This window comes from Thermococcus sp. AM4, assembly GCF_000151205.2.
GTDB lineage: Archaea > Methanobacteriota_B > Thermococci > Thermococcales > Thermococcaceae > Thermococcus.
This window is the reverse complement of sequence record NC_016051.1, coordinates 1,100,020-1,112,080: the sequence shown is the minus strand read 5'-3', so window position 1 is coordinate 1,112,080 and position 12,061 is coordinate 1,100,020. Positions and strand designations below refer to the sequence as shown.

Sequence of the window (12,061 nt, the reverse complement as noted above, 5' to 3'; positions counted from 1 at the left end):
CTTCACACCTCCTTCCTATCATCGGGGGCGTTCCCCTCGCGGACAACGATGAGGGTCAATCCCCTGACTTCCACAACCCTAACCTTTTCCCCAACTCCTATCCTCTCTCCGGTCTTGCTCTCGGCCTTCCAGAGTTCACCCCGGATCTTTATCATCCCCTCGGGGTTGAGCTCCTGAACGACGCGGCCGACTTCCCCGAGCAGTTCCTCCTTTCCGGTCTGGGCCTTCCTCTTCCTGTCCTTTATCACTGCACTAACTCCGAAGGCAAAGAACAATGCCAGCAGAACCGCTATTGCGATTATGACCGCCCGGAGGGTGGAGAACGTCGAGCGCTGTATGAGGTACTCGTTTCCGCCGCCGAACAGCAGTATTCCTCCAAGTATCATGGTTATCGCCCCTGCCACCGTAAACAGGCCAAAGGTCGGCGTCAGTGCCTCCGCTATGAAGAATATCACCGCGAGGATTATGAGCACCAGCCCAGCGGCGTTGTAGCCGAAGTAGCCGAGGCCTATGATGCCGAGAACGAGGAGTATCGCACCCACAGTTTCTGGGACGTGCCATCCGGGCGTGAGGAAGCCGAAGATAAGCCCGAGGATTCCGATGTTGATGAGGACGTAGGCTATCGTCGGGTCCGAGATGTACCTCACGACCTCGTCCTTGAAGGAAGGCCCTATCGTCACGACCCTGACGTTGGTGAAGTTGAGCGTTACGTAGCCCTTTCCCTTCACCGGGATTTTGGTCTTCATTCCGTTGGCCTTTTTAAGCAGATCGGGCACGTCATCGGCTATGACCTCGATAACGTGGGCCTTAAGGGCCTCCTCCGGGGTAAGGCTCAGATCCTCCGTTATGAACTTCTCAGCGGCGGTTACGTTCCTCCCGCTCGCCTCGGCCAGGCTCTTGATGTAGGCTATGTAGAAGTTCCTTATCTTCGCGGGGGCCCTGATTATGCTCCCGTTGGAGGCGTAACCGAGGATCGGTTCGCAGGCGCCTATGCTCGTTGAGGGGGCCATCGCTATGAGGTGGGAGCCCAGGGCTATGTAGGTTCCGGCCGAGGCCGCTATAGCGCCCGGCGGGTAAACGTATATTATCACCGGGACGGTCGATTCCTTGATCCTCTGGATTATCTCCTGCATGGCCTGGCCGCTTCCGCCGGGCGTGTCGATCTCGATGATCAGGGCCTCGGCGTTGTTTTTCTCCGCTATTTCGATGTACCGCGAGAACTGATCCACCGAGTAGCTCGTGATCACGCCCTCGAACTTGGCCACGTAGACGGTCTTCTGATTGGGCGACGCGAGCACCGCTGGAAGGAACATGAGAACGAGAAGGGTGAGGGCTAGGGGTCTTAGGGTTCTGGTTCTCATTATCATCGCCCGATCTATATACTCCCAGGAGTTTAAAAACATTGCATCCGGGAAACGGTTTTATACGTTGTCTCCGATAGCCCTATGAGGGACGCGGATGGAAACTCTTAGGGCCCTACTGAAGGCTTACCGGGTGGCGAGGGGTGAGCGGAGGATCCAGGTGGCCTGGGCAATCGTGAAGAAGGCCTCCAGATACGCAGATAGGGAACCCTTCTGGGAGACCCTGAAGTCGAGCGGAATACGCCCGGACTTGATTAGGGACGCAATGCGGTTCCTCGAAAGCGCTGGGGAGCTCAGGATAAAGCGTTCGATCGATGGAAGGCGGCTCTACGTCTCGACACTCAAGGACATAAGGAGAAATCCACTCAAACTGGACAGGTGGCTCAACCCTCCATCCGGCGGAGGAGCGCGAACTCCCTCTCCCTCCAGACCGAGGGGTCGGTGATGAGGTAAAGCCTCCCTCCGGTGAGCATCACGTGGTCTCGAAGGGCGTTTAAAAACCTGAGAAAGCTTCTGAACCCGTTGTGGAGAACCAGGTACTCCGGGCACTCGAGGACGACCGCAGTCCCGGGGTTCTTCTTCAGTTCCCCTATTATGCTGTGGAGGAGTTTCGGGAGCTCCCGGGGGCCTATGAAGCCGGGGACCGTGCTCACGAAAAGGGCTTTCCATCCCGGAGGCACATCTCTCCCCGGCCGGGTTACGAGAAGAACGCTTCCCTCCCTAACGGCCTCCCGGGAGCCGACTATGTTGAAGTAGCCGAGACTCCGGAGGGGGGGAGAGTAGGAGTTGCCGGCCCATGCCTGAATGAGCATCGAGGCGAGTGCCTTCACGACCATGCTTTTCCCCGCTGTGAGTAGGGCCTCTGGATATAAGTACCTTTTTTGTAAGTGGCTATGTAGGTGCACATGCAGGCCCTCGGTCAAGGCCGATGTCATCACTTATCAGCCGGTTAATCCTTCGTCATCGGGCAAAGAAAGAAAGGGGCGGAACTTAAAAACTTTCAGAACAGCTCTTCAAGCTTGACGTCGATCTTGTCCGGGTTGAAGGGAAGCACGTGCCTGGTTGTCTTCGGTGAGAAGACTTCCCCGCGCTTGACGAGCTCCATGACGTCCTCCTTGGTCGGGGCCTTTCTGATGAAGACGTAGTCAATCTCGCCCTTGGCCATGTCCTCCCTCGCGTCCTCCTTGAGGCCGTAGTAGATGAGCTCTATCCTGCCCTCCTGGTTCATCTCGTCGAGAACCTTACTGACCTTCTTCTGCTCCTCCAGCGAGCCAGGGATTGCGAAGCTCTTCTCGCCGACTATGGCGAAGGCAATCTCCCCGCGCTCGGCCTTCTCCTCTGCCTCCGGGTCCTCAACGACCTCAAGGCCCTCCTTCTTGAGTCTCTCAATGACCTCGTTGAGGTCGCCCTTGAAGGCCGGGTACCAGGTGTAGACTTTAACGTCGTCGCTGAAGTAGTCGAGTATGACTGAAGGAGCCCTCTTCGCGCCGAGCTTCTGAAGGCCGGCCCAGCGGTGGTGGCCGTCAACGATAAGGTACTCGTCCGTTCCCGGAATCTTCGCGAGGAGCATCGGCTTCCAGAAGATACCTGAGCCGGTGACGCTCTCGATGAAGTCCTCGAGCTCCTTCTGAACGAGCTGCTCGTGAGGCTTCATCTTGTCGAGCTCGATAAAAACGTAGTCCACCTTAACGGTCGGTATGTCGTACTTTGGTACCTTTTCAACTCCCATCTCCAACCCTCCGTGAGATCAAAACCTGCAGATCGATATCGAAGCGAGGGATAAAAAGGCTTTCCTTTCCATTTGACTACCTTTTTCCGGGAGATCTGCACTTTTTGGTGGACTGTGCGAAGATCCTGCGAGGCAACCGTTAAAACTCCTGAGCGAGTATTAAGGAAGGATGAGGAACGTTGCGGAGCTGCCCCTCCACGGTGGCCACGTCCCCGCGTGGCTCGCCCAGAGAATGAGGAAGCTGACGAGATTAGTCCTGATCCTCGCCGTTGACGAGTACGGCACGAGGGGCTTACTTGAGAGGCTCTCCGACCCGATCTGGTTTCAGGCCTTCAACAACCTCATCGGCATGGACTGGGACTCCTCGGGCTCGACAACGGTAACGGTGGGCATGATAAAGGAAGCCCTCTCGCATGAGGAACTCGGCGTTAAGGTCGCCGGAGGGAAGGGGAAGGCGAGCAGAAGAACGCCGGAGGAGCTGAAAACCATAGCGGAACTTTACGACCTTGATCCAGAGCCCTACATCAGAACGTCCCGGCTCGTCGCTAAAGTCGACACCGTTGCCTTCCAGACGGGCTACCAGCTCTACCACCACGCCTTCTTCCTCGATGAAGAGGGCAACTGGGCGGTGATACAGCAGGGGATGAACGAGAAAGCCAAACTCGCGAGGCGTTACCACTGGTTTGACGCCGAAACCTTCACCCTCGACCCCCACAAGGCGATAGCCGGCGTCAAAGCCGAGATAGCCCTTAACACGGTCTCCAGCCAATCCAGAGAGTTCCAGAAGACCCTTCTCGACATCGTAAGCGAGAGGCCCGAGAGAATTGAACGCGAATTTGAGACGGTAAGGGCCATCGCGAAGGGCTACCGTCCGCTGGTCTACTACCGCCCCAGGGACCCTGACGAGAGGGCGATTTTAAAGCGCTACGAGAGCCTTGGAAAGCTGGAACTCAACAGAAGAGCCCTCGAATTTGCCAGAGATATGAGCGTCGGAAACTACGAGGAGTTCCTCCTCATTAAGGGGCTCGGGCCGAGCACGCTCAGGGCCCTTTCGCTCGTGGCAGAGCTGGTCTACGAGGTAAAGCCAAGCTGGAAGGACAGGGTGACACATCCGATCGATCCCTTCAAGTTCACATACGCCGTTGGCGGAAAGGACCGCGTGCCTTTCCCGGTCGAGAGAAAAACCTACGACGAGCTGGTTTCCTTCCTCGAAAAGCTGATCGAGAGAAACCGAGGGGAGAGGGCGCTTATCAGGAACGTGGTTAAGATCACGAAAAACTGGAGGTTTCCTGAGGAAGAGAAGCGGCCGACCTAAACGCTTTTAACTATCGGGGTGATAGTATACTATCGGGGTGGTAGTTTGTATTTTGACGAACGACCAAAGGTCAGGAGGGAGGACCTTTATGACAGGGAGAAGGAACTTAAGGAACTCCTGGACGCCCTGACTTCGCGGGAACCGTTAATTCTGATAAAGGGGATACGCCGGCTTGGAAAGACTTCTCTCCTGCGGGTGGCTCTAAACGAGTCAGAGTTCCCCCACATCATAGTTGATATGAGGGGCGTTAATCCCAACTCGCGACGCGAGCTTTATCTCCGCTTTCAGGCGGCCCTAAATGAGTACATTTCGAAAAACGCTCCTGTCCTTAAGAGGTTGAAAAACAGGATGCAGCTCATAAACGGAGTGAGGATTTCCGGTGTTGGCGTTTCTCTTTCTTGGAAAAACCCTGAAACCCTGTATTCTGTGATCTCGGCCCTTGAGAGCGAGGGGTTTGTAATAGCGTTTGATGAGGTTCAGGAGATCAGGGGACCGGCGGGGAAAGAGCTTGCCTCACTCATAGCCCACTTTTACGACTATGGTGAAACGAGCTTTGTGCTTACGGGGAGTGAGGTTGGACTTCTATACGATTTCGTCGGCACTGAAAACCCCGATGCTCCCCTCTATGGACGAATCTACCGCGAGGTAGAACTTTCCCGCTTTTCGAGGGAGAAAAGCCTCGATTTTCTGCACAAAGGCTTTGAACAGGTCGGGATTGAGCCAGAGGAGGACGTTCTCGAATATGCCGTGGACAGGCTTGACGGGATAGTCGGGTGGCTCGTTAAGTTCGGGGTGATGTCCCTCGGGAAAGAACCGAACAGGGAGACCGTGGAAAGGGTCCTTGCGGAGGCGTCTAAGATGGCCCTGAGAGAGCTTGAACGCTTCCTCGAGAAAAGGCCTCTGGCGAGAAGGAGGTATCTGACGATTCTTCGTGCAATAGCCCGTGGAAGAAACACGTGGAGCGGGATAAAGAGGGAACTCGAAAGGGTGGAACGCAGAGAGATAACGGACGCAACCCTTGCCCGACTTATTGAAGCGCTCCTCAAGGCCTCGTTTGTAGAGAAACGGATCCGCGGCAGGAACATTACCTACCACATAGCGGATCCCGTGCTGGAATTCGCCTTCAGCCCCTGACGCAGAGCAGAGAACCCTGTGGAACCCCCAATTCCCTCGCTATCGGCCTGCACTTGGCCTTCAGAAGGTAGAACACCCTCCTATCTTTCCTCTCACTGAGGGTCTCGAAGTTTCCCTGCCCCTTGGCTATTATCACGTCGGCCCTCTCGAAGACCTCCGTGAACTCCTCTGAGATCATGCCGAAGGGCACACCGACGATTCTCGTCCCTGTTGAGATAACTTTCCCGACTTCATCCAGACCGGCCCGTTTGAGGTCCTCAACAGTGGCGTCGTTTATTATCGGTCCCTCCTTGCCCGCAACGTAGATATCAAGGTGTGGAAACTCCTCTTTTATCTTCCTGAGGAAAAGCCTGTCGAAGTATATCTCGCCGCAGTTGTCCGTGATGTACAGCAGAACCTTGGCCGATTCCAGGGCTTTGAAGAGCTCCTCCGAGTGATCCACGTATAGTTCCTCCCGGAGGTGTTCCTCGACGTCACGCTCTATCTCCTCCGGGGTGTATCCAACGGCGAAATCGATTATGTTGCCGATTATGGCGAGCTTTAGGGCTGTCTTCAGATCCGGCTGCTTTTTCTCCAAGTCCGATGCGACCCTCTCGGCCAGGCTGTTCGAGAGCTCCTTGTACTCACGGAAGGGGTCGTCGTTCCCGATGGCGAGGTAAACCTCAAGGAAAACCTCGCTCCCGATTATCGCTGGTACGGAGCTCTCGTCCATCTTCGCTATCGCCTTCGCCGCTCTGAGGACGCCCTTCCTTCTAACGCTCAGGTCATCCGTCCCCATCTCAACGATCCTCTGGCATTGAGTGGCTATGCAGGAGAAGCACTCGTAGTGAACCTTCATTCTATCACCCCTGTTCCCATAGTTCCGAAACTTAAATTGCTTTCGCAGGAAGCTTTTGGGAAAGCTTAACCAAGGAAACTTTGCCATGCAAAGTTTCATCAAAGTTGGTGATTCCTTTACCGAGGGCTTCTTTTGGAGTGTTTGCGCTTTTAACGGCCCTTTTAGAGTGTGAATTCCCGGATTTTGGGAGCTTTCTCACTCGGGTTTACTTTTTATCGCGCTCCGTTGGGACGCTTCTTTTGGACGCCGTTTATGGAGTAAAACCCTCCCAAAGAGCAGTCAAAAAGAAACCCATACTAAAACTTGCACTTTTAAAAAAAGCACATCATCTTCCGCCAGCGCTGAAGCTTTTGGGAAAAGCTTGACCAAAAGCTCGTGATTTCTCGTTAAAGCTTCCTTTGTAAGGGGATTTCAAAATCAAGTCCGCCATTTGAAGTTTGAATTCACTAGGTTAAGGCTTTTTACGCGCGGGTTCTACTAAAACCGCGCTCCGAAGGAGCTCAAAAACACTTGAATCCCTTTAAAAGGTGCCCCTAAAGGAATTCACTCCAAACGAGCAACTCAGGAGGAAATCCACTCAAAGAATAGGCTTTTTCAAAAGAGAATCACGAACTTTGATGAAACTTTTGCTTGGCAAAAGTTTCTGGTGCGGGGGCGGGGATTTGAACCCCGGAACCCCTACGGGACGGGACCCTCAATCCCGCGCCTTTGACCAGGCTCGGCAACCCCCGCGTTGCCAATTATAAGGCTCGAGGAGGATTTATAAAGTTTTCCCTCGGACGACACCAAAAAATTTATAAATCAACTCCCGTCTATGGTTTCGGGTTGAGGGCCGGTAGCTTAGCCTGGTTAGAGCGGCGGACTCTTAATCCGCAGGTCGGGGGTTCGAATCCCCCCCGGCCCGCCAGATCGCGTTTCTTCTCGACGCGTTCCGCCTGAGAAGGAGTGCGTCTGAGCAAAGTAAGGAGTTTGTAAAGATGAGTTTTGAAGAATTGGGCTTGTCAGAATCAAGTTTAGAGGCCGTTAAAAGGAAGGGTTTTGAAACCCCAACCGACATCCAGAGGGAAGTAATCCCCCGTCTTCTTGAGGGCGACGTTGATATAATCGGTCAGTCTCAGACGGGAACCGGCAAAACTGCCGCCTTTGCACTCCCTATAATCGAGGCAATCGATCCGAAGGAGAAAACAGTGCAGGCGATAATACTCACCCCCACGAGGGAGCTTGCCCTCCAGGTTGCGGACGAGATCAAAAGCCTCCGCGGGAAGAAGAGGGTTTACGTCTACGCCATCTACGGCGGCCAGCCGATAGGGCCGCAGATAAGGGCCCTCGAGAGGGGCGTTCACGTGGTCGTCGGAACGCCCGGTAGGGTGCTCGATCACCTGAACAGGGGCACTCTGGACCTCAGCTCGGTGAGGTTCTTCGTGCTTGACGAGGCTGATAGAATGCTCGACATGGGTTTCGTTGATGACATCGAGGAGATAATGAGGCGCGCACCCGAGGAGAAGAGGATCCTCATGTTCTCGGCGACGATGCCGATGGGGATTCTCCTCCTGGCAAAGAAGTACATGCGGAACCCCGAAGTCGTTCTCGTGAGCAGGGACGAGATAGTGCCCGAGATGGTCGATCAGGAGTACGTGGAAGTCCTTCCCGCGAGAAAGTACGAGAAGCTGAAAGAGGTTCTTGAGGAAGGGTTTTACGGCATAATCTTCTGCCACACCAAGAGGGAGACCCGGGAACTGAGCGAGAGGCTGAGGAGGGACGGTTTCAGGGCCGATGCCCTCAACGGGGACATGAGCCAGGCCGCGAGGGAGAGAACCTTCAACCGCTTTAAGGAGGGGAAGATCAACGTTCTCGTTGCCACGGATGTTGCCGCGAGGGGCCTCGACGTCAGGGAGATAAGCCACGTGATAAACTACTCCCTTCCAATGAACCCGGAGCAGTACATTCACAGAATAGGAAGAACGGGCAGGATGGGGAAGAGGGGAAAGGCCATTACCTTCCTCGAACCCGGTGAAATCGGAAGGTTCAGGGGCATAGCGAGGAAAGCGAGGGTTGAAGTGAGGAGATCCCACCTGAGCGAGAGAATTCCCAAGCGCTTCAGGGATGAAGACCTTGAGAGGGAATACCGGCGGAGATGGGGAAGGAGAAGGTTCTGAAAAGGGTGGAGCCGGGACCGGGATTTGAACCCGGGTGGAAGGGATCTGCAGTCCCTCGCCTCGCCTCTAGGCTATCCCGGCATTGAACCCGAGAAAATTTGGCGCCGCGGCGGGGATTTGAACCCCGGTGGGCACCGCCCACCGGCTTAGCAGGCCGGCGCCCTACCAGGCTAGGCTACCGCGGCACGCCCGAGGTATATGAGCAATCGGGGGTTTTTAAGCTTTTTGCTAATAGAACTTCCCGAAGTTGTACTGGGGAATGGGGCACTGCACGATCCGCCTCGACCAGAGGCAGTCTGCACAGCTCGGCTCGTTGCCCCAGCAATCGATGTCAGTCGTCTTCACGAAGTCACAGGCATCTACGAGGGGGCAGTCGGTGCAGGATGGGTACATGTAGTTCTTCATCGTAAAGCGGAACCACGTGTACCTCTCGCTCGTCCAGATCTCCGCAAGGCTCTTCTCCCTCACGTTTCCGAAGGAGTAGGCGTTCACCTTCTTTTTCCTGCCGAAGATATACTCGTAATAGCTGTGGAGGAAGCGGTAGCAGGGCGCAACCTCCCCGTCCCATCTGACGACCGCCACGTTGTTCTCGTCAAAATCGCACTGCCTCTCGGTTTTCAGCTCAAAGTACGGCAGCTTTATGGAGAGGCCGTTGTGGGCGATCCTGTACAGCTCGTCGAGGATCGGCTTCATGTCAACGCTCCCATCGTAGACTATGTCCTTGGTTTGCTCCTCCGTCAGTGGAAGGAGGTTCGAAACCAGCATCGAATCGACGCCGAGATCGAGGAGATAGCGCGCGAGCTCCGGCAGCTCCATGTAGTTCTCCTTGGTGACGACCACCTCGACCCCTATGCTCGGCCTGTGCGTCCCGGTCTCTTCCCGGTATTTCACGAGCTTCCTTATCTTGTCCGCGGTAACGGCCGCGGCGATGTGCCCGAGGGTTATCGCGTTCTGGGCCGTTGGCACGGTGTCCATGGAAAAGTAGATCAGCTCAACCCCGAGCTCCGCGAACTCCCGGAGCATTTTGTCCGTCAGCAGTGTTCCGTTCGTGCTCATTCCGAGGGCAAAGCCCCTCCTCTTAACTTCCCGGACCATGTCCATGAAGCGGGGGTGAACCGAGGGCTCACCTATTCCCCCGAGGTAGACCATCCTGAGCTCCGGAAACTCCTCCGCGTCGTTGAGTATCTTGAGGAAGAGCTCCCAGTCCATGTCGCCCTCTTCGTCCTCCCAGTACTGCTTGAAGCACATCTCGCACTTCAGGTTGCACCTGCTGGTTACCTCTATGTACAGGTACTTCATATCGAGCTTTGGTCTGACTATGACCTTCCCGTCCCACAGCGTGAAGGTGTACTCCTTACCGACTTCCCTCGCCACTTCAACCGCCCCCCGCCGGCGGGAAAACGCTGACGGTATCGTCGTCCTTGATCGGCGTCTCAAGCCCCTGGAGGTGCTCGATGTTCTTTCCGTTCACGAGAATCAGGTAGCCATCTTCGAGCTCCTTTTTGACCCCCGGAAACCGCCGGTCGAGTTCATCCAGCAGTTCCCCAACGGTTTTAACGCCCTCGATTTCGAGCATTCGTTTCCCGACGATGTCGATAAGAGTCGCGAATACCTTGACTTTTACCATACAATACCACCTGAACAAGTTCCTCAGCGCGAGGCTATTAAAAAATTGCTGGACAAAAATGGGAAAATCAGAGGAACTCCTTGATGCCGAGCTCTTCCGCCTTCTCGGGCGGGACCCTTCCGTCCTCGGTCCAGCCGCGGAGCGCGTAGTATCTCGGCAGCATCTCCTTCAGGCGAACGACGTGGCCCTTGTTCGGACCCTCCGGCATCGGCTCCTCTAGGAACCTCTTCGGCAGGGTGTCGTCCTTGAGCGGGTCGAGGCCGGCCTTGAGGTTGAAGATCCTCTCCGCGTTCCAGATCCTCTCTCCGACCTTGAGGTAGTCCTCGGTGGAGAAGTCCCAGCCCAAAGCAGCGTTGAGCATGTCGCGGTAGTCGTCCGCACCGAGTCCGAAGGTCGTGAAGAGGCACAGGCCGGCCGCATCTATGAGCGCGCTGAGGTCCTGGAAGAGGATGAGCATCTTCACCTTGTCGTCGCTTATGTCGTGCGGGTCCATCTTGTACGGGTAACCTAAGATCTCGGGGCTTATCATGTAGTTCTTGATGTGGCATCCACCGCGGTTGTTGGTCGCGTAACCGAGGCCGTGTCCCTCGGCTCCCCTCGGGTCATAGGCGGGAAGCTCAAGCTTCTTGACGCTCATCGAGTACTCCGGGTGGCCGTACATCTCGGCGAAGCGGTAGCTTCCCTCGGCGAGTTTGTCTCCAAGTCCTTCTCTCTTCGCTATCTTCTCGATGTAGTAGTGCAGAACCTCGGTGTTGCCCCACCTGAAGGGCGGAGCGTCGCCAAGGTCGTCGTCGGTTAGGTAGCCCTTCTCGTAGAGCTCCATGGCGGCAGCGAGAGTTCCACCGGTTGAGATCGTGTCGAGGCCGAACTCGTCACACTGGTGGTTGGCCTCGATTATGCTCGCCAGGTCGTTTATGCCCAGGTTTGCACCGAGGGCCCATATGCTCTCGTACTCGGGGCCTTCGGTAACGCCAACGGTTGGCAGCTTGTTAACCCTTCCACAGCCTATCGGACAGGCGTAGCACGGCTGGTTCCTTATGAGGTACTTCTTGGCCATCGCCTCACCGCTCTGCTCGTAGGCGTGCTCGAAGACACCGGTCTGGAAGTTCCTCGTCGGGTAGAGTCCGTTCTCGTTGATGATGTTCACGAGAACCGCGGTTCCGTAGTTGGGCAGGCCGCCGCCTGCGACAGGGTCGTTCTTGAGCTTGTTTATCTTCTCCCTGACGGTGAGCATGAACTTCTGCTTGTCCGCTATGGGGACCCTCTTGCTTCCCTCGGCAACTATTGCCTTGAGGTTCTTGCTTCCCATGACGGCACCGACGCCGCCCCTGCCCGCCGCCCTGTGGCCGTCGTTCATTATGGCCGCGAACTTGACGAGGTTCTCTCCGGCCGGGCCTATGCTCAGGATTCTGATCTTCTTGCTACCGATTTCTTTCCTCAGCGTCTCCTCGGTCTCACTCACGACCTTGCCCCACAGGTGTGAGGCGTCCCTGATCTCGACATTTTCGTCCTTTATGTAGATGTAAACCGGGCTCTCGGCCTTTCCTTCGATTATGATCCCGTCCCATCCGGCAAACTTGAGTTCGGCGCCGAAGTAGCCTCCTGAGTTGGCCATTGTTATGAATCCCGTCGCCGGGCTCTTCGTGACGACGTTGTACCTGCCGCCGGTCGGCGCGCTGGTTCCGCTCAGCGGGCCGGGTGTTATCACCATGATGTTCTCCGGGCTCAGCGGATCGACCTTCGGGTCCATGTCCCTTAGGAGGTAGTATATCGCCAGTCCCCTGCTGCCGACCCACTTCTTGGCCAGCTCCTCGTCGTACTCCTCAACCTTGACCTCTCCCGTGGAGAGGTTCACGCGCAGAAACTTACCCCAGTTCCCGTACATAGAAGCACCTCACGAC

11 protein-coding genes and 4 tRNA genes are annotated in these 12,061 nt (G+C 55.8%); 5 read left to right on the top strand and 10 right to left on the bottom strand.

Translation table 11 applies throughout. The annotated features are described in order from the left end of the window. Positions 1 to 2: 2 nt before the first annotated feature. Positions 3 to 1,367, bottom strand: a complete 1,365-nt coding sequence (locus TAM4_RS05935) for a nodulation protein NfeD (protein WP_014122338.1) — start codon at positions 1,365 to 1,367, stop codon at positions 3 to 5. Positions 1,368 to 1,458: 91 nt separating this feature from the next. Between TAM4_RS05935 and TAM4_RS11610 the strand changes: the two genes are divergently transcribed. Then, positions 1,459 to 1,806 (top strand): hypothetical protein, encoded by a 348-nt coding sequence (locus tag TAM4_RS11610; protein ID WP_083820416.1) that lies wholly within the window; start codon positions 1,459 to 1,461, stop codon positions 1,804 to 1,806. Here the strand turns inward: TAM4_RS11610 and TAM4_RS05930 are convergent. Next, positions 1,745 to 2,197 (bottom strand): DUF835 domain-containing protein, encoded by a 453-nt coding sequence (locus tag TAM4_RS05930; protein ID WP_014122337.1) that lies wholly within the window; start codon positions 2,195 to 2,197, stop codon positions 1,745 to 1,747. The two genes, TAM4_RS11610 and TAM4_RS05930, sit on opposite strands and share 62 nt — an antisense overlap. A 164-nt stretch (positions 2,198 to 2,361) precedes the next feature. Next, positions 2,362 to 3,090 carry an L-serine kinase SerK gene (gene serK / locus TAM4_RS05925; RefSeq protein WP_014122336.1) on the bottom strand — a complete coding sequence of 243 codons (729 nt, stop codon included), beginning with the start codon at positions 3,088 to 3,090 and terminating at the stop codon, positions 2,362 to 2,364. Positions 3,091 to 3,259: 169 nt separating this feature from the next. Between serK and TAM4_RS05920 the strand changes: the two genes are divergently transcribed. After that, positions 3,260 to 4,405, top strand: coding sequence for a DUF763 domain-containing protein (locus TAM4_RS05920; protein WP_014122335.1), 1,146 nt, complete (start codon positions 3,260 to 3,262; stop codon positions 4,403 to 4,405). A 45-nt stretch (positions 4,406 to 4,450) separates the two neighbouring features. Beyond that, positions 4,451 to 5,539: an ATP-binding protein gene (locus TAM4_RS05915; RefSeq protein ID WP_014122334.1), complete on the top strand. Its 1,089-nt coding sequence runs from the start codon at positions 4,451 to 4,453 to the stop codon at positions 5,537 to 5,539. Here TAM4_RS05915 and TAM4_RS05910 read toward each other — a convergent pair. Beyond that, positions 5,529 to 6,377, bottom strand: a complete 849-nt coding sequence (locus TAM4_RS05910; protein ID WP_014122333.1) for a damage-control phosphatase — start codon at positions 6,375 to 6,377, stop codon at positions 5,529 to 5,531. The genes TAM4_RS05915 and TAM4_RS05910 overlap by 11 nt on opposite strands. Positions 6,378 to 7,021: 644 nt before the next feature. Continuing rightward, positions 7,022 to 7,109, bottom strand: a tRNA-Leu gene (locus tag TAM4_RS05905). A 97-nt stretch (positions 7,110 to 7,206) separates the two neighbouring features. On the opposite strand from TAM4_RS05905, the gene TAM4_RS05900 reads away from it, so the two are divergent. Together TAM4_RS05900 and TAM4_RS05895 are read left to right on the top strand one after the other, a co-directional pair. After that, positions 7,207 to 7,284: transfer RNA gene (locus TAM4_RS05900), tRNA-Lys, on the top strand. 70 nt (positions 7,285 to 7,354) lie between these two features. After that, positions 7,355 to 8,533 (top strand): DEAD/DEAH box helicase, encoded by a 1,179-nt coding sequence (locus TAM4_RS05895; protein ID WP_014122332.1) that lies wholly within the window; start codon positions 7,355 to 7,357, stop codon positions 8,531 to 8,533. A gap of 6 nt (positions 8,534 to 8,539) precedes the next feature. Here the strand turns inward: TAM4_RS05895 and TAM4_RS05890 are convergent. From TAM4_RS05890 to aor, 5 genes are all read right to left on the bottom strand, one after another. Further along, positions 8,540 to 8,614: transfer RNA gene (locus tag TAM4_RS05890), tRNA-Cys, on the bottom strand. Between the two features lie 18 nt (positions 8,615 to 8,632). Then, positions 8,633 to 8,718 (bottom strand) — tRNA-Ser (locus TAM4_RS05885). Between the two features lie 43 nt (positions 8,719 to 8,761). After that, positions 8,762 to 9,907, bottom strand: coding sequence for a tungsten cofactor oxidoreductase radical SAM maturase (locus TAM4_RS05880; RefSeq protein WP_014122331.1), 1,146 nt, complete (start codon positions 9,905 to 9,907; stop codon positions 8,762 to 8,764). A 1-nt stretch (position 9,908) separates the two neighbouring features. Then, complete coding sequence (locus TAM4_RS05875; protein WP_014122330.1) at positions 9,909 to 10,160, bottom strand: ubiquitin-like small modifier protein 1; 252 nt, start codon at positions 10,158 to 10,160, stop codon at positions 9,909 to 9,911. 67 nt (positions 10,161 to 10,227) lie between these two features. Further along, positions 10,228 to 12,045, bottom strand: coding sequence for an aldehyde ferredoxin oxidoreductase (aor, locus tag TAM4_RS05870; protein ID WP_014122329.1), 1,818 nt, complete (start codon positions 12,043 to 12,045; stop codon positions 10,228 to 10,230). Positions 12,046 to 12,061 lie beyond the last annotated feature (16 nt).

Excerpts from the sequence above, each read along its gene's own strand:
- TAM4_RS05935 (WP_014122338.1), bottom strand. The coding sequence starts at position 1,367 with ATGATAATGAGAACCAGAACCCTAAGACCCCTAGCCCTCACCCTTCTC.
- TAM4_RS05875 (WP_014122330.1), bottom strand. The coding sequence starts at position 10,160 with ATGGTAAAAGTCAAGGTATTCGCGACTCTTATCGACATCGTCGGGAAA.
- TAM4_RS05930 (WP_014122337.1), bottom strand. The coding sequence starts at position 2,197 with ATGGTCGTGAAGGCACTCGCCTCGATGCTCATTCAGGCATGGGCCGGC.
- TAM4_RS05920 (WP_014122335.1), top strand. The coding sequence starts at position 3,260 with ATGAGGAACGTTGCGGAGCTGCCCCTCCACGGTGGCCACGTCCCCGCG.
- TAM4_RS05895 (WP_014122332.1), top strand. The coding sequence starts at position 7,355 with ATGAGTTTTGAAGAATTGGGCTTGTCAGAATCAAGTTTAGAGGCCGTT.
- TAM4_RS05910 (WP_014122333.1), bottom strand. The coding sequence starts at position 6,377 with ATGAAGGTTCACTACGAGTGCTTCTCCTGCATAGCCACTCAATGCCAG.
- aor (WP_014122329.1), bottom strand. The coding sequence starts at position 12,045 with ATGTACGGGAACTGGGGTAAGTTTCTGCGCGTGAACCTCTCCACGGGA.
- TAM4_RS11610 (WP_083820416.1), top strand. The coding sequence starts at position 1,459 with ATGGAAACTCTTAGGGCCCTACTGAAGGCTTACCGGGTGGCGAGGGGT.
- serK (WP_014122336.1), bottom strand. The coding sequence starts at position 3,090 with ATGGGAGTTGAAAAGGTACCAAAGTACGACATACCGACCGTTAAGGTG.